Source organism: Acidobacteriota bacterium (genome assembly GCA_016713675.1).
GTDB lineage: Bacteria > Acidobacteriota > Blastocatellia > Pyrinomonadales > Pyrinomonadaceae > OLB17.
This window is the reverse complement of record JADJOS010000001.1, coordinates 807334-830937: the sequence shown is the minus strand read 5'-3', so window position 1 is coordinate 830937 and position 23604 is coordinate 807334. Positions and strand designations below refer to the sequence as shown.

Annotated in this window: 24 protein-coding genes; 15 read left to right on the top strand and 9 right to left on the bottom strand. The window is 53.8% G+C overall.

Going from position 1 to position 23604, the window contains the following annotated elements:
* Positions 1 to 6 precede the first annotated feature (6 nt).
* The 11 genes from tadA (at position 7) to dapF (ending at position 11503) form a co-directional block, all read left to right on the top strand.
* Complete coding sequence (gene tadA / locus IPK01_03765; GenBank protein MBK7932612.1) at positions 7 to 1869, top strand: Flp pilus assembly complex ATPase component TadA; 1863 nt, start codon at positions 7 to 9, stop codon at positions 1867 to 1869.
* 26 nt (positions 1870 to 1895) lie between these two features.
* Positions 1896 to 3287 carry a type II secretion system F family protein gene (locus tag IPK01_03760; GenBank protein ID MBK7932611.1) on the top strand — a complete coding sequence of 464 codons (1392 nt, stop codon included), beginning with the start codon at positions 1896 to 1898 and terminating at the stop codon, positions 3285 to 3287.
* Between the two features lie 21 nt (positions 3288 to 3308).
* Entirely contained in the window at positions 3309 to 3926 is a 618-nt protein-coding gene (locus IPK01_03755) for a prepilin-type N-terminal cleavage/methylation domain-containing protein (GenBank protein ID MBK7932610.1), read from the top strand.
* 22 nt (positions 3927 to 3948) lie between these two features.
* Complete coding sequence (locus IPK01_03750) at positions 3949 to 4413, top strand: prepilin-type N-terminal cleavage/methylation domain-containing protein (GenBank protein ID MBK7932609.1); 465 nt, start codon at positions 3949 to 3951, stop codon at positions 4411 to 4413.
* A 10-nt stretch (positions 4414 to 4423) separates the two neighbouring features.
* Positions 4424 to 5056 carry a prepilin-type N-terminal cleavage/methylation domain-containing protein gene (locus IPK01_03745; protein MBK7932608.1) on the top strand — a complete coding sequence of 211 codons (633 nt, stop codon included), beginning with the start codon at positions 4424 to 4426 and terminating at the stop codon, positions 5054 to 5056.
* A 28-nt stretch (positions 5057 to 5084) separates the two neighbouring features.
* A complete protein-coding gene (locus IPK01_03740; GenBank protein MBK7932607.1) occupies positions 5085 to 6788 on the top strand; it encodes a hypothetical protein in 1704 nt (567 codons plus the stop codon).
* Positions 6789 to 6952: 164 nt separating this feature from the next.
* On the top strand, positions 6953 to 7999 hold the full coding sequence (locus tag IPK01_03735) for a PD40 domain-containing protein (protein MBK7932606.1): 1047 nt from the start codon (positions 6953 to 6955) through the stop codon (positions 7997 to 7999).
* Positions 8000 to 8143: 144 nt separating this feature from the next.
* Positions 8144 to 8713, top strand: coding sequence for a hypothetical protein (locus tag IPK01_03730; GenBank protein MBK7932605.1), 570 nt, complete (start codon positions 8144 to 8146; stop codon positions 8711 to 8713).
* A 98-nt stretch (positions 8714 to 8811) separates the two neighbouring features.
* Positions 8812 to 10209, top strand: coding sequence for a M20/M25/M40 family metallo-hydrolase (locus IPK01_03725; protein ID MBK7932604.1), 1398 nt, complete (start codon positions 8812 to 8814; stop codon positions 10207 to 10209).
* Positions 10210 to 10262: 53 nt separating this feature from the next.
* Positions 10263 to 10655, top strand: coding sequence for a copper-binding protein (locus IPK01_03720; protein ID MBK7932603.1), 393 nt, complete (start codon positions 10263 to 10265; stop codon positions 10653 to 10655).
* Positions 10652 to 11503, top strand: coding sequence for a diaminopimelate epimerase (gene dapF / locus IPK01_03715; GenBank protein MBK7932602.1), 852 nt, complete (start codon positions 10652 to 10654; stop codon positions 11501 to 11503). The genes IPK01_03720 and dapF overlap by 4 nt, the downstream gene beginning before the upstream one ends.
* A gap of 145 nt (positions 11504 to 11648) precedes the next feature.
* On the opposite strand, the gene IPK01_03710 is transcribed toward dapF, so the two are convergent.
* The 3 genes from IPK01_03710 to IPK01_03700 all read right to left on the bottom strand — a co-directional run bounded on the left by IPK01_03710 (position 11649) and on the right by IPK01_03700 (position 13555).
* Entirely contained in the window at positions 11649 to 12104 is a 456-nt protein-coding gene (locus IPK01_03710; protein MBK7932601.1) for an SRPBCC family protein, read from the bottom strand.
* Positions 12105 to 12194: 90 nt separating this feature from the next.
* Positions 12195 to 12743: a hypothetical protein gene (locus tag IPK01_03705; protein ID MBK7932600.1), complete on the bottom strand. Its 549-nt coding sequence runs from the start codon at positions 12741 to 12743 to the stop codon at positions 12195 to 12197.
* A 32-nt stretch (positions 12744 to 12775) separates the two neighbouring features.
* Positions 12776 to 13555, bottom strand: coding sequence for a DNA/RNA non-specific endonuclease (locus IPK01_03700; protein ID MBK7932599.1), 780 nt, complete (start codon positions 13553 to 13555; stop codon positions 12776 to 12778).
* Positions 13556 to 13707: 152 nt separating this feature from the next.
* Here IPK01_03700 and rlmN point away from each other — a divergent pair, with 152 nt between their 5' ends.
* From rlmN to IPK01_03685, 3 genes are read left to right on the top strand one after another with little or no spacing between them, the layout of a single operon-like run.
* Positions 13708 to 14796, top strand: a complete 1089-nt coding sequence (gene rlmN / locus IPK01_03695; GenBank protein ID MBK7932598.1) for a 23S rRNA (adenine(2503)-C(2))-methyltransferase RlmN — start codon at positions 13708 to 13710, stop codon at positions 14794 to 14796.
* 32 nt (positions 14797 to 14828) lie between these two features.
* Positions 14829 to 15344 (top strand): hypothetical protein, encoded by a 516-nt coding sequence (locus IPK01_03690; GenBank protein MBK7932597.1) that lies wholly within the window; start codon positions 14829 to 14831, stop codon positions 15342 to 15344.
* Positions 15345 to 15384: 40 nt separating this feature from the next.
* Positions 15385 to 15861 (top strand): protein-disulfide reductase DsbD N-terminal domain-containing protein, encoded by a 477-nt coding sequence (locus tag IPK01_03685; protein ID MBK7932596.1) that lies wholly within the window; start codon positions 15385 to 15387, stop codon positions 15859 to 15861.
* On the opposite strand, the gene pgeF is transcribed toward IPK01_03685, so the two are convergent.
* A complete protein-coding gene (pgeF, locus tag IPK01_03680; GenBank protein ID MBK7932595.1) occupies positions 15858 to 16727 on the bottom strand; it encodes a peptidoglycan editing factor PgeF in 870 nt (289 codons plus the stop codon). The two genes, IPK01_03685 and pgeF, sit on opposite strands and share 4 nt — an antisense overlap.
* Here pgeF and IPK01_03675 point away from each other — a divergent pair.
* Positions 16720 to 17100, top strand: coding sequence for a holo-ACP synthase (locus tag IPK01_03675; protein MBK7932594.1), 381 nt, complete (start codon positions 16720 to 16722; stop codon positions 17098 to 17100). The genes pgeF and IPK01_03675 overlap by 8 nt on opposite strands.
* A 1-nt stretch (position 17101) precedes the next feature.
* Here the strand turns inward: IPK01_03675 and IPK01_03670 are convergent, their stop codons facing one another.
* From IPK01_03670 to IPK01_03650, 5 genes are all read right to left on the bottom strand, one after another.
* Complete coding sequence (locus IPK01_03670; protein MBK7932593.1) at positions 17102 to 18949, bottom strand: endonuclease/exonuclease/phosphatase family protein; 1848 nt, start codon at positions 18947 to 18949, stop codon at positions 17102 to 17104.
* Positions 18950 to 19008: 59 nt separating this feature from the next.
* Positions 19009 to 20733: a DNA/RNA non-specific endonuclease gene (locus tag IPK01_03665; protein MBK7932592.1), complete on the bottom strand. Its 1725-nt coding sequence runs from the start codon at positions 20731 to 20733 to the stop codon at positions 19009 to 19011.
* A gap of 158 nt (positions 20734 to 20891) precedes the next feature.
* Entirely contained in the window at positions 20892 to 21407 is a 516-nt protein-coding gene (locus tag IPK01_03660; protein ID MBK7932591.1) for a hypothetical protein, read from the bottom strand.
* Positions 21408 to 21444: 37 nt separating this feature from the next.
* On the bottom strand, positions 21445 to 22830 hold the full coding sequence (locus IPK01_03655) for a M28 family metallopeptidase (GenBank protein ID MBK7932590.1): 1386 nt from the start codon (positions 22828 to 22830) through the stop codon (positions 21445 to 21447).
* A complete protein-coding gene (locus tag IPK01_03650) occupies positions 22823 to 23518 on the bottom strand; it encodes a hypothetical protein (GenBank protein MBK7932589.1) in 696 nt (231 codons plus the stop codon). The genes IPK01_03655 and IPK01_03650 overlap by 8 nt, the downstream gene beginning before the upstream one ends.
* Positions 23519 to 23604: the final 86 nt, after the last annotated feature.

The following is a 23604-nucleotide window of genomic DNA, read 5'->3' as shown; positions in this document are numbered from 1 at the left end:
GTGGTTATGCCGTTTGAAGAATTGAATCAGAATGGAAACGCCTCCCACAATGCTGAGAAGCACAACGAAGAGATCTTAACGCCCGAAGAGCTTCGCGAGTACGTATCGCTGGTCATCAAGAGCCCCGACAAGACCTATTCGGTCGAATCATCACAGCAATTTTCGCAATATCTGAATAAGGAAGCATCGAGCCGGTACAAGGCGATCGTCCTGGACGCGTGGAACGGTGATTACGATTCGCTCCATTTCGAGGTCGGCCTGGTTCAGGTCAATAACACCGACCACCGCAATGGCGTGGTCCATGCCCTGCATGTCAGCCCGTTCCACGTTAATTTTATCGCGATCGAAGAACCGTTCTTTGAGTATATGCACACGCATATATACGACGCCAAAGCTCAGGTCGAGGTGCTCGAATATCAGCACAAAAAGCAATCACAGAAGACCAAGAATTGGGGCGAAGGCCAGAGTTTTTTGACCGACGAGCAGACCAGCACCGCATCAGCCGCGGCTGCCGTGGATTTTGAGAGCGAAGCAGAAGAATGGATCGACCTGACCGACCCTGCGGAATACGAGCAAAATATCAAACGAAATGAAGCCGAGCTGACGACGCAGGAATTCATCAGGCTCATATTGACCGAGTTCCTGCGGTCCGGCTCGAGCGATATGCATATCGAGGCGGGCCAGCCGACCGGGCGAATACGATTCAGATACGATGCCGAGATGTTCGTACGCTGGGACAATATTCCGTTCATCAAGATCAAACAGATCTGTATGGGAATGGCCGAAATATCGGGCAAAGATGCCACGCAGATGAAATTCAAGGACATCGACTCGACGGTCAAGGTCCGTGCGCTCCGCGACGGACGCAAGGCAGAGGTCGAACTGCGGTTCGTATCGCAGCCGACGCTTTATGCACCGTCGATCGTTCTGCGTTCGCAGCTCAAGCCGATCCGCGATATCGCGGCGGTCGGTTTGCTGCCGCAGCAGATCGCCGACCTGAAGGCGGCGTATTCGCAGAAACGCGGCATCCTAATCGTTACGGGTGCGACCGGCTCGGGCAAGACGAATACGCTCGAGGCGATATACGCCGGGCTCGAGGCTCCGGACACGTCTAAGATCATCGAGATCGGCGAACCGATCGAGATCAGATCGGCACGAAGGACACAGATGAGCCTGCGGCCGAATACGCAGTTCACGTGGTGGGACGCATTCTATTCGTGCCTGCGGGCCGATCCGGACATAATCGGGATCGGCGAGCTGCGTTCGGGCGAACACGCTTCGGTGGCGATCAACGCCGCGTTGACCGGCCACTTGGTGCTTTCAACATTTCATGCGGCAAACGTCGAAGATACGCTGACGCGACTATTCTCGCTCGGATTGCCGCGAGAGAACCTTTCGACCGGACTCAACCTGATCCTCGCACAATCGCTGATCAAAAAGCTCTGCGAAAAGTGCAAGGTCGTCGATCCCAAGCCGTCCGTGCAATACGATCGGCCGGTCTATAAGAGCGTTGGCTGTCCCGATTGCTTTAACAAGGGAACACGCGGACGGACGGCGATGGCAGAGCTGCTCTATTTCAACGACGAGGTAAAGGAATGGGTCGAGGACCGAACACTGACGGCCCGCGACGTCGTCCAGAATGCGATCGACAAAGGATATCTGATACCGATGAAGGTGGTCGCCCGCGAAAAAGTACTGGCAGGGATCACGTCAGAGCTTGAGGTCGCTGCGGTTCTCGGACTCGTCGAGAGCAAACGTCAGGTGACAAATCGGATGTACGAAGACGCAGCGATCGCCGCCGCGGCTCTCTCGGCACAGAGAAGCATCGACCGCCATGAGCGGATCATCGAAGGCGAAACCGTCAGGTAGGACAAGCCTCATCGGGAGGAACGAAGATGAGAGTATCAAACAGACAGATCAGAACCGGACCGGGCATCGCCGGCCGCGACCTTGTCGCCGACAGGGTTCGCCGCGATAGCACAGCGTTCTCGAGCTCATTCGACCCAGATCATTCGGAGGACGGATTCAATTATACGGGCATCGATTCGCTTGGACAGGAGACGCGGGGATTTGTACAAAGTAAGGAATTGAGGCAGGCGGAGAAAGAGCTCGAACGGGCAGGCATAAATGTCAGTTCGATCAGCCCGCGAAGGTCGACCAAGAAGAAGAACCGTCGGCCGACGGGTGTCGAATTTGCGACGCTCGCCGAACAGTTCGGCGACCTGATGGAGATCGGTGAGAGCCCGACGCAGGTCTGCCGGCTTCTCGCATTTGCGCAAACGAATACGGTGCTGTCGGATGCCCTGCTCAATTCCAGTGAACTTATTATCAACGGCCGTTCTCTGTCGGAGGCTTTCGCGGCGCAATCCGATCCGAACGGTGATCCGCTGTTTCCGATCACGTTCATCTGCGCCTTGCGGATCGGCGAAGAGGTTGGAACCGCCGAGGATCTGGACAGCGGCACGAGCAAAAGCGCGTTTCTGCTGACGTTGCACCGTTTTGCCGAGGCCGAGAAAAAGGCCGACGCGATCTGGGCGAGCATACGTTCGGCACTGATGTATCCGATCGCGGTCGTGCTTTTCTCGATCTTTGCCGTAGGACTTGTCCTTTATTACGTAATGCCGAAAATGGTCGAGCTCTATGAATCGCTGCTGACCGGCGAGGACGCAAAATTGCCGCTTATCACACGCATCATGATCGGTGCTTCTGATTTCTTGACGAGTTGGCTTGGAATTGCGGCGATGATCGGCGTTGTTATCGGCGTGATGATCTTTCTGCGGTGGGCACGTTCGGCTGTAGGCCGGGACCGTTTGAAGGTACTTGCTCTGCGATTGCCGGTCTTCGGTTCATTTTTCAGGCATTTTTATGCCGCCCAGACGCTAAGGACGCTGGCAATGCTTTCGGCCGGAATACCGTCGATGACCGAGCGATTTCAGGTCGCTGCCGAAACGGCGACAAATCCCGAATATGCCAGGATGCTGCTGCATGTACGGCACCGGTTTATGACCGAATCGACCGATCTGCACAAGCTATTCCTGCCGTATCCATTTCTGATGGGGAAAGAGTTCGCCGGCGTGCTGCTGACATTCGAAAAGACCGCCGATATGCAGGGCACATTTCACAACTACGCAAAGGTCGTCGAGGTTCGGGCAGAACGCGAACTCGAGACCGTGCTTTTCTGGTTCCAGAATTTCGCGATCGTTCCGGTCGGTTTGCTGGTCGGATTTATCGTGGCGGCACTTTACAGTCCGATGTTCGAATTGGCAGGCCGGATCGGAGGCAAATAAGAGCGGCGGACGGAGATCCGTATGAAACGCTATGGTTACAAACAGGCAAGTGAAGGCGGCGTTTCGCTGGTCGAAACAATGGTCGTGGTGGTGATCATTGCGATCGTCGCGGCCTTTGCACTTATGCAATTCGGCGAGCCGAACCAGATGATGAAGCGGCAGAACGTGGCACGCGAACTGAAGGTCGCACTCGAACGCGGCCGGTTCGATTCGGTAAAACGGCGTGCCGACACTTCGTCGAAACAGGCACGGGTAACGGTCACATCAGCGGCATTCATACTCACGACCGACAATGACCTTTCCGGCTCGATCGAATCGAGCGACGATGTCGTGACGGCCTTTGGTTCACAGAATATCAGTATATCGCCGACCGGCAGTATGACGCTGCCGTTTACGGTTTTGTTCAACCAGCGGGGCGAACCTGTCAACAGCAGCGGAGTTTCCGTTAGTCCGGTATTTTTGGTTTGCAACGGCGTTTGTGTGTCGCCGAATGTCTCAAACTCGAACATCGTCGTGCTTACTCCGACCGGAACGGTCAATCTGCTCGCGGGAGGCTCAGAAGTGCCGGTCTTTCCGACGCCGAATGTCACAAATGTTCCGCCCGGGGCCGGTATCAGCAATATGGTCTCGGTACCGTGAACGGGCAAGGAGTGTGATCGAAATGAAAAGTGTAGGTATCAGACAGAACGATGCGGGGTTTACGCTGGTCGAGGTGATCATTGCTTCGGTGATCATGGTCATCCTGTGCGTCGGCACGCTGACGGTTTTCAGCTATGCGGTTCGGGTCAATCGCGGCAATAACCTGCGGGCCCAGGCTCTGTCCATACTGCAGCGTGAGGTCGAATATTACCGCAGTCTCAAGTTCGTGCCGGTCGGCTCGGACTCGGCACTAAATGCCGGCACGTTCCCCGACCTGCGGACGCGAACCAGTCCCGACGGGCGAGTTTTCCGGATATCGGTGACGATCGACAACGATCCGTTCACGACAGGTGTTCAAACATCGCCTGCCGATGGAACATGCAGATTCAAAGAGATCACGGTAACGGCCGAGCCCCAAGTGCCGGAGGAAAATTGGTTGGCTGATCTGAAGACGAAAATGACATTTCAGCGGGTGCGTTCAAATTGATGGTTGGATCATGAACAGTGCAGATGAAAATATCGGAGTTTTGAAAACGGGCGGAATGGCGGGATTCTCTCTGATCGAGCTGATCGTTGCTATGGTCTTGACCCTGATAATCATGGGCATCGCCGTCGTGACATTCTCGACCACACTTGGCCGACGCGAACGTGAGGCAAGCCGGACCGACGCACTAACTTCGGCCCAGGCCGCGTTGAACATAATGTCCCGCGAGATCGGAAATTCAGGCTACGGATTGACAACGAACGGCCTCGTCCTCGCAGATTGCACTGACAAACGGCTGCATTTTCGTGCAAATACCGTCAACGCCGGGAACAGTATGTCGACAAACAGCCCGGGCGAAGACGTGACATTCTATTACGACACCGATTCGCAATCTGTCGTGCGTTACGACGCGATCACGGGAACTTCCGGTGTCATCAACCGCGTCAGCGACGTCGATTTTCTATATTACAACTACACCGCCGGCAGTTCGGCGGTACTCGGAGCGGCTGCGTTGAACACCGGACGAGTGAACATCACGCTGAAAGTGATACTTGCCGACGTTCGCGGCCAGCCGGCCAATCAGACGCTTACGATCAGTTCGGACGTGACGCTGCGCAATTCGCCGTACATGCTTGGCCAATATTGACGGTGCGGGGCTGACCAGGAGGAATATCATGAACACGAAGGAGATCCTCACCAGAAAATTTCATACAGGCGAGCGTGGTGCCGCGATGGTCACGGTGATATTGATCTCGATCTTGCTGGTGACGGCATCTGTCGCGATGCTGATCGCGGTCGGAGCAAATACGCGCAACACGACCGATGTCCTTGCCGAGACCAAAGCCTATTACGCCGCCGAGAGCGGCATTCAGGCGACGATCAATGTGCTTCGCAACAATTCGACAGCGACGTACAGCGGAGCGGCTGCCGACCCGGATCTATCGACGTGGCTCAACTATGATTGGCCCACGTCGGGAGCACCTGACCGCATCGTGATCGGCGATACGCCGGCCGATTACACGGCAAATCTCGGAACGGCATACAGCATTTGGGCGGTTGACCCCGACAATACAGGGGCTTCGCTGACGTTCAGTACGTCGGGTGTATTCCTGTCCGGAGGCACTATATCGGGGAACGGCAAGACGATCTACTATCCGAACGAAACAGCATCGCCGAGGACCGAGATCACATTTACCGACGCTGCGGCCACGGTCCACAATTTTACGAGCAATCCGGTGCTGGGAACATTTTCCAAAGTCGACGTCGGAACCGGAGCGACGATACCGGCGGGGATCGCGCTCAAATTCCGGATCGACTATTTACTATTAGCACCGCGAATTGGCGTTAAGTCGATCTGGGGCTCGATCACACAAACATCATCAACGGCGCCAAAGGCCGTTCGGTTTCAATCGCAAGATCATTACCTGCTCGGAAGTCATATTGAGCTATGTTCTGCCTCGTCCGGCGGTCCGGGATGTACAGATGTGATTTTCGACCTCGGGACAACGCCATCAACGCTTTATGCATTCATAACTGCGCTCCAGCCGTACCGGCTAAAGGTCGTTTCAGCGGGATACGGGCCTCATGGCGCGGTAAAGAAGCTGGAGGCCATACTGCAGAAGAATCTGTTTAATGGACTGGGCTCGCCTGCGGCAACTGTGATGCTCGGCCCCAGCACGCCTCCGCCAGGTGGCCTGCCGTTCTATTTTGCCCCCGGAACGTCAAACGGGATCACTTATTCGGGCGGCGATTGTGCGTCCTCCACAGGTTGCGTCCCGTCGTTCGGAGTGACCGACCCAAACAATCTGCAATACCTGAATGACCATCCGCCAAGCGGCAACCCGAACCAGATGATGCCGCCTCCGCAGCTGATAACCGGAGGTGTGCCTGAATGGCAGCAGACGCCGCAGAATATGGACGTGCTCATCGATCAATTGCGGACAACGGCACAGAATTCGGGGCGGTATTTTTCATCAAATTCTGAGAGAATAACAAACCCGGGCAATTTCACGGCCGGAACCGGTATCACATTTTGCGAAGGAAGCTGCCAAGTTAGCGGTGACGGCGGCGGTGTTTTGGTCGTCACGGGAATGCTGACAAATCTCGGCGGATTTAGTTTTAAAGGATTGATAATTGTTACCGGCGAGGAAGGCTGGGACCGAAACGGCGGCGGCAACGGCCAGGTGATCGGGAATGTGGTCATCGCTCCTTATAATATGAGGCCATATATACCGGAGAATCTTTCGGCAACATTCCTATGCCCGCGTTACGGCATCAGCGGCGGCGGCGGATCCGACGTGATCTACGGCGACATTGCATCGATCATCGACAATACGTCCGCCGTCAGTGATTTTGTGGCGGGCGTTGCGGAAAAATAGCGCATCCTAAAACTTGAAACAGGTGCGAGGCGTGCCTCGCCCTTTTTTTGCCGGCTTGCAACGGAAACACATTCTTTCGGCAGATCAGCCGCACAGCAATATTTTTATACCTCCGCATTCGCGGGATTCTCGAAGTCTGCGACCTGATGTTATATTAAATAAATATGAGAAATTTACTTTACGGCGCGATCTTACTTTCTGTTTTCATTGTTAATGTAGCGAGCCAGACCAAACCGCTGGAATTTCCCGGCGAGAAGCATTTGAAGAACATCAAGCAGCTCACATTCGGCGGAGAGAATGCGGAGGCGTATTTTTCATTTGACGGTAAACAGCTCATCTTTCAATCAAAACGTGACGCACTCAAATGCGACCAGATCTTCACGATGAACTCCGACGGCTCAAACGTGAAGATGGTCTCAAACGGTGAGGGCAGGACGACCTGTTCGTATTTTCTTAAGGGAAATAAGAAGATCGTTTATGCCTCGACGCACGGCGGAGCCAAGGAATGCCCTCCGAATCCGGATTTTTCGATGGGATATGTCTGGCCGGTATATTCGGATTTTGATATTTACACCTCGACAAATGATGGCAAGAAGATCAAAAAGCTGACAAACACGCCCGGCTATGATGCCGAAGCGACCGTTAGCCCTAACGGCAAAAAGATCGTTTTTACCAGCGAGCGTGACGGCGACCTCGACCTCTATTCGATGGACGTCAACGGCAAGAACGTCAAACGTTTGACCGATGCGGTCGGCTATGACGGCGGAGCATTCTTTTCACCCGACAACAAGATGATCGTGTACCGACGGTCGACGCCGAGAACACCGGCGGAATTGGCCCGTTACAAGGAGCTGCTTGCCCGGCACCTGGTCGTGCCGACAGTTTTTGAGATCTGGGTGATGAACGCCGACGGCACGAACAAACGTCAGGTCACAAATCTAAGCGGTGGAAGTTTTGCACCGTTCTTTACTCCTGACGGCAAGAAGATCATCTTTTGCACCAACTTTTTCGCGGCCGACCCGCGAAAGCGCAATTTTGATCTGGCACTGATAAACCTAGACGGTACGGGCATTGAGCGTGTCACATTCAACGAGACATTCGACGGATTCCCGATGTTCTCGCCGGACGGAAAGAAACTCGTCTTCGCGTCAAACCGCAACTCGGCGAAAGAGGGCGATACGAATGTATTTATCGCTGATTGGGTCGATTAAGCTGTCGCGGCGGTCACTCCCGTTGACCTCTGCATGATCTCATCGGCCTCTGCGTGGAAGAATTTTTCCACACAGAGAACACGTAGTAAGACGCCTAAGCCGCGGAAATTACAAGTTTCGATCCAGATGTTCGTTCTTTGTCATATGAAAAAGCAAATATTCTGTATCGCACTTTTTCTGGCTTCCGTGGCCGGCGTTTCCGCACAGGCCAACAAGAACATCCAAAAGATCGAAGCGTACTACAAGGAAGTTGCCGAGAAAGCACGGCTGTGTGAAACGGACGACGATCAGGGTGAGTTTGGCGAGTTGGTGATGAATACCCTCACTATCAACAGCCGCTCACACCAGTGGCGAGCCGTCGGCATTTACGGTCAAACCATAAAATTCTTTTACAAGGGCGGCGACACCGAAGAACGCATGTATCCCGATAAGCTTGTGCTTGTTGTTAACGAACGCAAGGTTTCAGCTCAGCGCTATCGCGAAGAGTGGCTGTTCTCGGAAACAGGCGAGTTGATGCTGTTTACCTTCAAGGTCGAAAGCGAAGAGCCGCCGCTCGATGCTCGAATTTACTATTCTGGAGGCAAAGCGATCAGGACCATTGACGGCAAGAAAGTGACCGATCGCCTGACGGCTCTCGATCTCAAATATACGAATGTACGTGCCGCCGAAGGCCGCCGCTTGAAAGAGCTTTTCGCCAGATCGATCAGCTTATAAACTCTGCCGTCTCCGCGTGGAACTAGGCCCATGACCTGCTTACGGCCGGACGACACAGAGAACGCAGAGTGATCCGCAAGGGATGCGGACAGAAGAACATGAAAAAACAGTTATTCAGTTTTCTCTTATTGCTTTCGTTCGTCGTCAGCCTATCGGCGCAGACTGCAAAGGTCGCCAAGGTCGATCCGACACAGCAGAATCTGCGAAATCATGTCGAATATCTGGCGTCAGATGCTCTCGAAGGCCGCCGCACGGGTGAGCCCGGTGCAGCGACTGCGGCCGGATATATAGTAAATGCGTTTGCCAAGTTCAAGCTCAAGCCGGGCGTTCGTATGCCGAATGGCAAACTCAATTACATGCAGACGTTCGCGGGCAAGGCGGTTTCGCCGGACAAGCCGGTCTCCGGCTACAACGTCATCGGCATTCTCGAAGGCCGCGACAAGGTGCTCAAAAACGAGGCTATCGTGATCGGCGCACATTACGATCATCTCGGCCGCGGAGGTGAAGGCAGCCTTGCACCGAATTCGACCGAGGTCCATCACGGAGCCGACGATAACGCATCGGGCACGTCGGCGATCATCGAGCTGGCACGGCAGTTCACCAAAGCAAAGACGAATAAACGGACGATCATCTTTATCGCTTTCAGCGGCGAGGAAGAAGGCCTCTTCGGGTCGAAATATTACACAAATAATCCTGTCTTTCTGATCGAAAATACCGTTGCGATGTTCAACCTCGACATGGTCGGGCGGCTGAACGGCAACAAGCTCTCGATCGGCGGCATCGGCACTGCCAGCGAATGGAAGATACTTGCTATGGAGACGGCGATAAATCAACCGATGCGGCTGACCCAAGCACGGATCCGGGCCGCAGCATCCGGTAAACCGTCGAAGACCGTGCCGGCAGTGAGTTCGTCAGTAAGTCCTGTATTCTCTGTCCTTCCAACAATTAGGGATGCCGACAAAGCATTTGAACTTCAGTTGACCGAAGACGGATTCGGCCCGTCGGACCATGCTTCGTTCTATATGAAAAAGGTGCCGGTCCTGTTTTTCTTCACGGGCACGCATCTCGACTATCACAAGCCCTCGGACACGGCCGAAAAGATCAATTACGAAGGTTTGGCAAAGATAATCGACTATGTCGCGACGATGGTTCGTTCCGTCGACGAAAAGGTCGTAAAACCGACCTACACGGTCGCCAAATCGTCGAGTGCGACCGGCGGACGTGCGAATTTTAGCATCACGCTCGGCACAATTCCCGGTTACTCCGATTCAAATGACGGCATGGTGATCGACGGCGTTCGCGACGACTCGCCCGCATCACGAACAGGCCTCAAAGCGAACGACAAGATCGTCAAGCTCGCCGGAATGGAGATCAAGAGCGTCCAGGACTATATGAAAGCAATGGGAGTGATGAAGGCCGGCGAGGAGTACGAGATCGAGTTCATCCGCGGCACTGAAAGGATGACGCTCAAGATCATCCCCGTTAAGCGCCCATAAGCAGAACACGACCGGTAAGGAGTGTGCCAGGTACGAGTCTATACAAGACAAATATGACCATAAAGCTAATATTGACGACCGTCGCCATCACGATCCTCACAGCCTGCGGAAACACCGACGCCGGCAAGCCGCCAACCGCTCCCGCACCGAACGCGGCAAGTCCTGCGGCGGCCAAACCGGCGGATTCGCCAATGCCGACGATGCAGTCAACCCCGAAAAACGGTGAATATCCCGGCAAGGGCAAGGTCACAAAGATCAATAACGAGCTCGGCTCAGTCGAGATGAACCACGAAGAGATCGTCGGCGTAATGCCGCCAATGCTGATGGAGTTTTACGTCACCGACAAGGCAATGCTCAAGGGCCTCGCGGTCGGCGATGCCGTCGAATTCATGCTCAGGTACAAGGACGGCCAGGAAACGATCTCAAAGATAGAAAAGACAAAATGACGGCGATCGCATTCAGTAAATTTCACGGATTTGGCAACGATTACATCGTGATCGAGCGTTCGGATATTCCCTCCGGGACCGATCTGTCTGACTTGGCCAAGGCCATCTGCCACCGCAATACCGGTGCCGGCAGCGACGGCATTGCCGTGCTCGACCGGCTTAGCGACGGCGAAGCCGATTATGACTGCGAGATCGTCAATCCTGACGGCAGCACCGCCGGTTTTTCGGGCAACGGCACACGATGTGCGGTCGCCTATCTCCACTGGAAGGGCATTTGGCAACAGCCCGATCTGCGTCTCAGGACACGCAGCGGCATCAAAAATTATCACCTGATCGAACGCAAAGGCACGGGCGAATTTTGGTTCCAGGCAGAGATCGGGAAGCCGAAATTTTCGTCAGACGAGGTTCCTGTCCTGACCGACACCCGCCGCGAGGCTGTGGTTAACGAACCGATCATCGTCGACGGCCGGCATTACGCATTTTCGGCGGTGAATGTCGGCAATCCGGTCGCGTGTATATTTGTTGATAATTTCAATTTCGATTGGCGCAGCGTCGGGAAGGTGATGGAAACGCACGAGAAATTTCCCGAACGCGTCAACGTCGTTTTTGTAAAGATCGACGACCGCGAGAACATCGAACTCCGCATCTGGGAACGCGGTGCCGGCGAAACCTCAGCCTCAGGCACATGCTCCAGCGGAGCCGCCATCCTCAGCACCTTCATACTCAAAACCGACCGCAAGGTCATGGCCCACTCGCCCGGCGGCACCACCGACGTCATCTGGCGCGAAGACGACGAGATCGTCATCACCGGCCGAGCGGATTATTCATACATCGGCGAGTGGCCGTAAGAAAAGCATAAGAAATCACCACCGAGACATAGAGGGCACTGAGATTTTTGAAACGATCAGCTTGCGGCGAAGTCGTTCTTTCAAAATTTTGTGAAATTTGACTTGTTGTTCTCCGAGTTCTCCATGACTCTGTGGTGAATTCTTTTTAATCCCCCAACATCTCTGCCACCACCTTTTGCCGGTAGTCGAAGATATAATCCAATTCACTTTTCACAAAGAAATGTGCGATGTCGCCGAGCGGTTCGATTGGCAGGCGGTAGCGGACCTCGTCTTCCATCAGCGTTTGCGTACGGCTTAGTTCGGTGAAAGTGTGCGTGTGGATCCATTGGCGGTAGGCACCCCGGAGCTGCTGGTCGACGAAGCGATAAGGCGGTTCCCAGACCGATATCTCGGTCCGCCATTTTATTGGGATACCTCGCATTTTTAGTTTGTAATCGATCAGCGTGCCCTGTTTGATATCGATCGGCTGGGGCGTGAGGATGTGAAAATTCAGCTCAGGCGGGGTGATGCGTTCGAGATTGCCGGCGTCTGCAAAGAACTCAAAGACATCTTCACGCGGCAGATCGATGGTAAGGGTACGAGTGAGGATATGTTCAGCCATATTATTTAACCGCGAAACATGCGAAAAGACGCCAAAATAATTGTGCCTTTTGTTTAGCGTCCTTTAGCTTATTTCGCGGTTAAACGATCTTTAGTTTCGATTTTTCAAATAAACTTTCGGGATCGGGTTGTCGGGCGTTTCGGCCTGCCAATAGATCGTCACGACCCACCATCGTGTTCCGTCGTTCAACAATTGAAAGCTGTTGATGCCGCGCAGGAACGGTGTCTTGTCGTCCGATTTTCGAAAGGCGTGATACGTCGAGAAAACCTGTGCGATATTGCCGTATTGATCGACGTGGCGGGCGAGTTCACGCTCGTGAAACCCGTCCTTGGCGAATACTGGGTCGGCGCGATTTATGTATTCGTCGGGCGTAAATGCGTTACCGCCCGTCACACCGGTTTGCGGATTCTTGCCGGTCGGGATCAGCCGTGCATCTTTGTGAAAAAGCGTTCGAAAGCGTCCCCAATCACGCGGCTTTCCGGCATCTCCTGAGATGACGTCATAAACAGCCTTCATTATCGCGTCGAGCGAGCCGACATCTTTGGGATCGGCCTCACGCGGTTTCGGCGACGCCATCGGCGGTTGGCCGATCATAGTAGCAGCAAATGTGAAGATGAGCACAAAAAGTAGAATTTTCATATCAGCATCTTACGCGGTTTCGCAGAAATTGTTTAGGGCGAGTGAAGTGTGTTCGCGTCCGAGCGTGTTTCGATACGTTCCTGTAGTTCTCGCGGCAGCACGCTGAAAATGTCCAAACCGGTCATTTGTTCGATCGAGCGAACGGTGGTCTTATACTTTTCCCAGCGGACATTGGCGATGCCCTCGACGTTGGGCATATCGACGGCAATGATGCGGGTCGAATCAGTTATCTCAGATATTCCGCGACGCAGGACGACGATCACTTTCCAGCAGTTTGTCGGCACCGTGACCTTGCCGCGAAGGCGTTCCCTCTCACCATAAACGCCCGCGATCGTGTATAGAGTATTTCCGCTTCGGGCGAGTCCGCGAGCGTAGGATTCGAGCTTGTTCCAGGGAAATTGATTGAGGTCGCCCGTTTGCGGAACGATGTTGGTCATCAGGAATGTCTGTTCGTTCAGCTTTGGATCAGCGAACCGGTCGGCACTCGGAACCAAATGTCCGCGGTCGTAGCCGCTACCCGAATAGTCGTAATAGGCGACGCGGCGAAAACCGTTTGGCAAGCTGCGGTCAGGTTCAAAGTTGTTCCGCGGCAGGGCGTCGCCGAGGTTTTCGAGCGTCGTTTGCCAGGCGACCCAATTAGCCGTTCCGCGGCTATTGTCATAGGAAAGAACATGCGAATCGCGTACGACGAGGTAATTGTCGGCGTTCGCCGGATCGGCCGTGGCGTTGGATGGATTTCCGAACGGCAATGCCTCGGTAGCGGTCACTATAGGCTGCTCGGGCCGCGGATCGACACTATCAGTCTTGCTCAATTGTCGCTGACAACTGACCGCTGTTAGCAGTGAAATGCAAAGTGCGATGTACCGTGTGGTAGAGCCGAAACGATTCATATGATGCGAACATAAAGTCTAGCAAATTCGCGGCAAATCCACGGACTAAGCAGATCGCCGACAGATACGCTAAAATGGAACGAGTGTCTGAGCGAATCCACATTACCGGGCTAAAGCAAGCCGAGCTTGAAGCCCTCGCCGCCGACATGGGCGAGCCAAAGTATCGTGCCGTGCAGGTCTTTAAGGCGATCCACGAACGGCGGCTGACATCGTTCGATGAGATCACCGATCTGCCGAAGCGGTTTCGTGCCCGTTTGACGGAATCGGCAGATATTTCGCGGCTGACGGTCGAATCGAAGTATGTTTCGACTGACGGAACGCGGCGTTACCTGATGAAAACCGCTGACGGTTTTCCGGTCGAGACGGTCTTTATCCCGAGCGAAGGCCGCGATACTATCTGTTTTTCGTCACAATCAGGGTGTCCGCTGAAATGCGATTTCTGCCTGACCGCAAAACTCGGTCTGCTCAGAAATCTGACGCCCGGTGAGATCGTCGAGCAGATAATACTCGTGCTCAATGATGTTTATGGCGTCGGTGGCGAGACACCTCACGGGACGAACCTCGTCGGCATGGGAGCGGGCGAACCGTTTCTTAATTTTGAGAACCTGATCGCAGCACTTGAGATAATGTCGAGCGAGAACGGCCTCTTCATAGTGCCGAATCGCGTGACGATATCGACGGCGGGCATCGTGCCGAAGATCTACGAATTTGCCAAGCTCGAAAACCGGCCGCATCTGGCGATCTCATTGTCGTCGGCGAAAGATGAGCTTCGCGACACGCTGATGCCGATAAACCGGAAATGGGACCTCGATGAACTGATGACGGCGGCGAAGGAATTTGAGGGAAGCCTAAGACGCGGCGAGCGGTTCACATTTGAATACGTAATGCTCGGCGGCGTGAACGATTCGGACGCTGACGCGCGCGAACTCGCTTCCTTGCTCGACCGCTATCAGCTTTCGCGGGTCAAGATCAACCTCATTCCGCACAACGGTGCCGAACAGCTCGATTACAGCACTTCGTCGGAGGAGCGCGTCGACCGGTTCAAGAAAACGCTTGAGTCGCGGGGCGTTTCGGCATATGTCCGACAGCCGCGGGGGCGTGATATCTATGCGGCGTGCGGCCAGCTGGCAGCAAAGACCGTTGGCAGCGGCGGTACGCAGTAAGCAGGCTATGGCCGACTGCCAACTGAACGATTATGGAACTTCTAATACCCGGACTTATTCTCGTTGCATTGATGGTCTACGCATCAACGAAGATCAAAAAGACCGCGGCGGCTGCGTTTGAGCCGGAAACGATCGAAACCGACGAATTTGTGGTTGAGAAGCCGGAGGGTTTTCTGAACGTTTTGAATCACGATCCCGCCCTCGATCTCGACATGTATTCCCGCGATTTCGGGGTTGAAAACACGGCCAACATCAAACAAGCACGCGTCGAAATGCGGCACTATCGCGTATGCACAATGAATGAAGCGATCAAAATGATCAAGGAAAACGCGACGATCAAATCGGACATTGCCGAGATCATCAATGAACGAAAATACCGTTTGGTCGAAGCTGAGCGTATCGAAAAAGGGATCGGCTACCGTGAAATTTACAAACTGACAGAAAGCGGGCCGGATGTTTTTGAACTCAAAGCGATCGTTCTGGAGGATGCGAGTGACGAGATCTCGCAAAAGGCCGATGGCATCGTTTTGAGTTTTATAGTGAAATAAATACAACGTTTCCCGGTACATTGTTCATCAGGTAAATATTATGAGAAAAAGAGTGTTGAAATTGGTTTCAGTGGCCGCTTTTGTATTTGCAGCAGGCTTGGTCTCAGCGGCTAACGGCCAAACGGTCAGCGGGTCGATCCCCGGCGGCAAGGTCACAGCAGGTAAAACCGCAAAGGCAACCGTTTATTTGAGCATTCCGAGCGGACTGCATGTGAATTCGAGCCGTCCGGGCAGCGAATACGCCATCGCGACCCGAGTCACGGCGACATCGTCCGGCGGCGTTAAGATCGGCCCGGTATTGTATCCTCGCGGCAAGAACCGCAAATTTGGGTTTTCCGAGGACACGATAAATGTTTACGAAGGCAGAACTCCATTTACATTCAACGTGACGGTGCCGGCAAATTATAAGAAATATTCAGTTGTAATAAATGTTTCGGTTCGCTATCAGGCATGCACCGACGAGGTCTGCTATCCGCCGAAGACAAAGACCGCAAGGATAACCGCTAGCGTGCTCTAACGGCGGCCGATGACTGACAAGAGCCGGCCGGTCTTGCCGAAATCGCCTTTCTCGCGGCGATAAGAGAAGAAAAGATCAGCCAGCTCCATCGTACACAACGGTGCGGTATGAATGTTTCCCGCAGTGACGCCGCTCGCGATCAATTGGTCGCGGTTTGCCGAATGAAGATCGATCAGCGCGTGTCCCTCGCGAGTCGGCTTGAAATATTTCTCGCTATCAGCGAAATTTTCAGCGAACTGATCGATCACATCCTGTCCGATCTCGTAGCTCGAGCAACCGGCCGCCGGACCGATCGCACACACAAGATCCTCCGGGCGTGAGCCGTAAACCTCGCCTAGTTTTTCGATAGCGGCCTGTACGATCGACTGGACGGTTCCGCGCCAACCGGCGTGGACTGCCGCGTAAGCTCGGGTGCGAGTATCGCCGATCAAGACCGGCACGCAATCGGCTGTTTTCGCTCCTGCAAGGACGTGCGGGACGTCCGAGATGACCGCGTCGGCGTGTTTGTCCGAATCTCCCGCATCGGTTCCGGTCCGGACGATCCGAATATCAATGCCGTGAACCTGCAGTGCTAGTGCCAGTTCGTATTGTCGGTCAAAAGCTGTTAGAAATCGTCTGCGGTTCTCATAGATATTCGCCGCAGTATCGTCGTTGAACCCCGACAGGTTAAGGCTGTTCTCAGGAAAGGGCGAGACCCCGCCGTTACGTGTCGAGAATCCGTTTGTAAAACCGGCGTCCTCGAGAGGCCGACAGACCAACACCTTTACGTCGCCACGCTCTCGCCAATAAAACCCCGAATCTGCTAAAGTTTCATCAGTCGTACTTGGGGCGAGGGGCTTGGGACTTGGGGTTTCTGAAATGATCATTTCTACCGGCATCGACATTGTTGAAGTTTATCGCATACGCGAAACGATGGAAAGAACCCCGCGTTTTACCGAGCGTGTTTTCACGGCCCTGGAGCGTGAGTACTGCGACAGCAAGGGAGCTGCGGCTTTTCAGAGTTATGCGGCCCGGTTTGCTGCGAAAGAAGCGTTTTTAAAGGCCCTCAAGACAGGATGGCGCGGCAAGATCGCCTGGCAGGACATCGAGGTGCTCAACGACGAAGACGGCGTTCCCACGCTCTCGATCACGGGCGAAGCGAAAAAGTTCCTCGACAAGAGCGGTGCCGACCGCATTCACCTCTCGATCTCGCATACGGCGGAACACGCCGCGGCCAATGTCATTCTCGAGAAGAACTAGTTCAAGGTTTTGGCGTCGGTGTCGGCGTTGCGACCGGTGCCGGTTCGTCGAGGTTCAGATATAGTATCGCCGCATCGTGATCGGACGTTCGTTCCGGCCGGGAGGCGTCGTTGGCATAGACCTTTGGAAAATCTGCGTTCGAACGCGCATATCCGAATTTCACTGCCCGCAGACGGGCCGGTTTGTTTACCAGGATATGGTCAAGCGATTGTGCGGAGCCGTCGAAGCTGTAGGAATATCGGTTCTTAGCGTCAATATAGTCGATCAAATTAACGAGGCCGGTCGCATACGCCGTTTTCGATGGCACCAGGACATTTTGATCGGACTTGCCTTTCAAAATGCCGATCAGGTCGTTGTAGCCATCATTGAACTGAAACGAGTTAAAGTCGCCGCAGAGAATTATCCGTTCGGTCGGATCCGCTTTCTGGCGGTCTTCGACAAATTTTGCGAGCCATTCGGCCTCGAGGCGACGTTTTTGCCGGACACGATCACCGTCTTTTACGTCGTCGATGCCGTTGTAGGACTTAAAGTGATTGACGATCACGGTAAACGCAAGCGGTTTTGCCGATCTTGTATCAATGACCTCAGCCCTAAGCATTAGCGGCGGCCGGTCGTATAAGTTTTGGCCTTCGGCTCCGGGAACTGACTCAAGCTTTTCTTTTCTGCCAAGCTGTTGGACCTCAAGCACTTTGATTTTGGTCGATTTGATCAAGAAACCGACGTCGATCCCGCGGACGTCGTTACCTTCTTCGAGATACGCGACATACTTCGGGTCGGGCTGGTTCGCTGCGACCGCGTCGGCATTGACCTTGTCGGCTAGCTTTTGTAGGGCCTTAATATTCTCGACCTCGACAATACCCAAAACGTCCGGCATTGAAAGGACATTTCTTATCGCAAGTGACGTCTTGGTCAGGCGTTTTTGAAAGACATCCTTGGGAGTAACGACCTCTTTTTCGACATTGCTCGAATTTGTCTCGTCGTCGAAGAAGTTCTCAATGTTAAAGCTGCCGACCGTCGCCTCACGCTCTCCGGCAGGGCTCGTCGGTACGAACGGCCGGATATTGTCGACCTTCGGAGGATTGGCCGCATCGACATAGAGCGTATAAAATTTGCGTGAATAATCAATTACGCCCGTCATCCCTTTGAGCGTCGCTCCGGCCGTCACATCGATTGCCTTGGCACCTTCCTGCTGAGAGCTGTCGATCCGGAGCAGTTCCGGATTCATATCAAATGCAGGTACAGTGTTCGGGAGCTTATCCACAAGAATCTGTAGTATTCCGAGGCCGGGCTCTCTAAACGGCCGCGGCGTTCCCTGTAAAACAACAAAGAATACGCCGTTCGAGCCAGAAATCCCCGTCTTTTCGTTAGTGAAACCGCCCGTCGGGGCGACGGCAACAAAATCGCCCGTGACACGCATTCCTTCAAAACGCTCCATCTGGTCGAGCTTTCCTTTAGGATCCAGGTCGGCCGCGGTCAAGACGATCGGAGCGGGGAGCGGATTATCCTTAGAAACTACCTTTACCGTCGGCTTTGTTATTTCAGTAATGCTGAGAAAGATCCGTTCTGTGCGCGGCCGGAATTCCGTGACCGTTCCTTCGACCTGAACGAGGTTGCCGAGCGAAACCGAACCGACGCTATTTTCACCGTAAATGTATAATCCTTCGGACGTCTTTGGGTCTTTGTCGATCTGATCGTCAGGCGTTTGGATATAAAATCCCTTTTTCAGGATCGCGGTAACAACGCCTGAAACGCGAACGATCTGCCCGTCGACCGGCGACGCACCTTTGTCGCCCTGTACCGCGGCTATCGACATTTCCTTTTGGCCGATCGCGGAAAAAGCGCCAGCCATAAGGATGGCGGCGCCGAAAATGCTGCGGAAAAAACTCTTCCTTAACATACTGTTTTTCATTACAATCTATCGCGTCTTCGTTCGATAATTTCCTGGGTGTTCTTAGGGATCTGATTGAAAAAGTCGTAGCCGGTCAAATATTCGACCGCATCGACCGTCGTTCGATAATTGCGCCACGGCGATGCCTGAGTGATCGAGACATTGGACATGATGACGCCGAATGCGCGTGTCGAACGCACGGAAGCGCGTGTAAGGTCGTCGTTACCATTTGGCATTACGAGAACGACTTTCCAGGTGAGTGTCGGAACCACAACGCGTTTATCCGGATCCTGACTTGCACCGATTGTCGTGTGATTGCCGACTCCGCCGCTGAAAATGTAGATCTCGTTACCTTGAGCCGCCAGCGTGCGGCAGTAAAGTTCGAAATCGACCCACGGGCCCTGATTATTGGCCGGGAGCTGCGGGATGATGTTCGTCATCAGATAGGTCTGATCGTTGATCGGCTGCGTTATTGTCCTATCACCCGAAGGACACATATGTCCGCGGTCGTAGATGGGTTCAGAATAGTCAGTGGGCGTAACCTGATACCAACCTGCCGGGAGGCTTGTATCGGGGGCAAAATTACCGCTATTCGCACTGCCGATCCAGCTCGAATCGAGGCGCCATGCGCTCCAGTTGGGAATATTCCTTGAGCGGTTGTATGACATTGAGTAGGCACCTTTGACCATCAGGTAATTATTCTCATTTGCTATGTTGGCAGTCGCTCCGCTCGGGTTGCCTAAGATAAGCGGATCCTCGTTGGGCAGAGTGCCGTTAACGGTAAACGACGCGTTCGAGATCACATTGCGGGCCTGTGCATCGGTCGCGGTGGCGGAAAGCTGTTTGAGTCCCGGAGCGGTTGCCGCGTCGACCGTTGCAAGATAAGAGAATTTATTATCGCCTGGCGTAACATCACCGTTGGTGCCGTTGTCAAAGAAGGTCTGTGTTGCCGAACCGCCGATCTGGGTGAGATTTCCGGTGACCGTAATACCTGTGCTCGGCGGTGTCGTTGCCGGGATGACTGTCATCACAAGCAGCGTCGTACTTCCGGGATTGCCGGACGTTGGGGCTGCAACGAGAGCTCCAAAGAGTGTGGTGCCGCCGCCGCTGCAGGTAACAGGTGTTGTTGAAGTGTTGCGGGCTGCTGCAGGCGTCAATGTCGCAAAATCAGCCGAATTGTTATCGCTGTCCTGACAACCATTGAGTGCGCGGGCCTTACTGTTGTCATTGCCGGGAGCGGGCGTTGTGGTGCCTTCAATAAAAATGTTCGTAGCGCTGCCCCAAGCGACCGAATCGAGTACCGTTCCCGTGTTACTGTCGCCGAAACGTATCGCGACACCGCCGCCGGTAGCGGACATAGAGCAAGCACAGACCGTTGGATCATACACCTTGTCCGGCGAAATGCCGCCGTCATAGCTCGTTGCCGCGATCAGCATATACTGGCCGGGCTGGATGATCGTCGAGGTCGCCCACACGGCCATGGGCCCCACGTCATTGGTTCCGCTTGCCGAACGATAAACAACACGATGATTTAGCAGATCTACCGGATCCGCTCCGTTATTATGGATCTCGATAAACTCGTCGTTCGCATTTGCAGCTCCGCCCATTTGGACTTGGCTGATCACAAGATTCGGCGACGGCAACGCGTTGCCAACCGATTCTGTTTGGGCCGAGACCCGAATGCCGATCACTACCGCACAGACAAACAAAAGACAGACTGCAGCTGATATAAAATACTTCTTCATTGAATAATTCCCACCTGGCCTTAGAAAAAGAGAGCAATCCTATTTTGTATCACAGAACAGGGGCGAAAACGAAGCTGAAACCGGTCCCGTTCGTGTGCGACAATGACCGTCCTCGATTTCCGACGGACTACGAAGCGGCGGATCAAATATGGCCGGATCTATTTTGAACGCGTCAAGACAAAGCTCTCTTCCTTCAAGGTCCCGTCCTTTTGTCGCAGGGCGAGATAAATTGTGAGTTTGTTTTTGGATGTTTGTTCGTACGTAAGGCCGCTGAAGTTCATACGGTTTCCCGTTTTGTTCACGAACCTAAAATCAACCGTCTTGTCCTTTTCTTCCCAACCGACGAGTTCGGACGAGAAGTGTTTGAGCCTGAGTATGAGAGACCCTTCGTGCTCCATCATCCACATCATTTCGTAGAAAATGGGTTTATTGTTGATCACCAACCGATACGTACCGACCATAACACCATTGTTCGGCGTGCCCCACGTCTCGTCGGAAACGCCGCCCATGCCGGTCCCCGACCAATTGCCGGCGAGCCATGCGATGTCCTTGATAGAGGCCGAGGGGCTCTTGGCACCGTCGGCAAGTTTGACGGTGTTCTCGGTGTTCTTTACCTGCGAGCTGCCAACGACAGCCAGCATCGCGATCATCAATACGGTACGAAATAGTTTCATTGCGGTCTTCCAAGGAAATAGTGTCTCAAAAGCATTTTTATCTTGACGGCGTCGGTGTTGCAGCAGGCCGCGGCTGGGTCATCGGCCGAGGATAAACCACGGGACTCTTATTTCCAAGTTTATCAACCGCACGAACGCCAAAGAAATAGTTGTCCTTTGACATCGACTTAGCAGTATAAATTGTCACATTTCCTACGTTTTCGCTGTTCGTCCATTCCGCCGCAGTCGTGTCGCGCCAGACGACCTCGTAGCCGGCGATGTCGGCGTCGGTGTTCGCGTCCCATTTGAGGTCGGTGTCGTTCGTCAAACGTCCGGTGACGATGCCGACGCCTTTGGGCTTGGCCGGAGCAGAAGCAAGATTTGCCAATGCGACCAGATTTACACGAGCTACATTGGCCGTGTATTCAAAATCGACGAACTCGGGCGTGTCGCCGTAGAAAACACTGGCCTCGGTGCGGACATTCTGGTGTTGATGAGTGTAATCCTCATCAGGTTCGGTAAACCTGATGCCCGCAAATCCGCGTTCGACAAACGGAATATGGTCGCCGCCGCGGCCGTATCGGTCACGCCGATAGATCAACCATGCGCCGAATTTTTTGAGATAACGGTCGCTCTGCTCTTTGACATATCGTGCGAGCTGCCGCGAAGCCGAGTCGTTCTCACCGCCGACGCTGCGACGCGTGCCGGCTTGCTGCTCGGTCTCGTTCGAAGGTACGCCTTCGCTGAAGACACGTACCTTATTGCGGTTCGCGGAATTCTTGTTTGTAGTGACACCACCGACGATATCATTCGTAAACATCGCCTCGATATTTATGTTGTTGACCTTAGCCTGCTCCGCATAATAAGCCGCACCGAGCAATCCTTGCTCTTCGCCCGGAACCGCCATAAATACGATCGTCGCGTCGTATTTCTGTTTCGACATCACGCGAGCGAGTTCGAGCGAGACCGCCGTCCCCGAAGCATCGTCATTCGCCCCCGGAGCGTCGCATTTCGCATCGGTCGGTGACGTACACATCGAATCATAATGCCCCGAAACGACATAAACGCGCGTCGGATCGGTCGTGCCCTTGAGCACCGCAAAAACATTGGTCAGCGTAGTCGGCTCCGGAATACGGTTGGCCTTTGGCTGCACGAAAGACTGTTTCTGCACATCCAGACAACCGCCGCAATCGGCACTGATCTTCTGAAACTCCGCATACAGCCAATCCCTCGCCGCCCCAATGCCGCGAGTCGGACTGTCCTGCTCGCTCAATGTATTCCGCGTCCCAAACGACACCAACTTGCGTATCGTCGCCTCAATATTCTTCGGCGAAACTTCTTTCACCATTGTGGCGATCTCGGGATTGGGTTTTGCCGGCTTTTGCGCGGCGACGGCAACCGCAACAATTAGTGAAATGCAAATAGAAAAAGCTAGCTTATTCATCGATTCCTTGATAGTCCTTTTTTGTACAGGTGGGGACAGTACCGTATTCAAGATATATTGCCCTGTTCCAAATTCGTTTTCCGATCTGTGGTTTGCCCGACCAGACAGCATACAAAATGCTCTCGTTGCCGGTGCATTCGCGGAAGTACTCGGCTGGCGGGGCTCCTGTTAATTCAGCCGTTGCGACTCCCTTTGCAAGGGTCGGTGCTTTCGATATGCCCACCACCGCGATACCAAATATTAGGCTTAGTTCGTCATTGCTCGTGAGAAATTCTGCTAAATAGTAGCTTGTTCGCGAAGTAATTAGTTCACTGTCCGGCATATCCGAACTGCCGCGCACGCAAGACGTCGGCACTTTCTCCTTGATCCTTAATTTGTGGATCACATGAGGACGTTCGTTAGGAACGACCGCATAGAACTCATCGGACGGCCTCAGAGACGCATTAAGAATCCTAAGGCAAACTAAGTCTGTTTTTGTCAGTGAAACGATCCCCAGCTTCGCTTCAATATCTTTTGCAGTGTACTCCGATCCGATCTGACTCGGGATCTCCGGAACGGGTGTAGAAGATGTAGGGACAGGCGTGGAAGCCGTTAGCGCAGGCGATCCACTTTCCGGTTGCTCGACCGTTGTCGGTGTCGAACACCCAAAGCATGTGGCGAACAACAAAAAGGTAAGCACAGACTTCATTTTGGCTCCGAGAAAATTTAACCACAGATTATCACGGATCAGCACAGATAGATCAGCAGAAAAGATCTGCGCCTATCTGTGTTCAT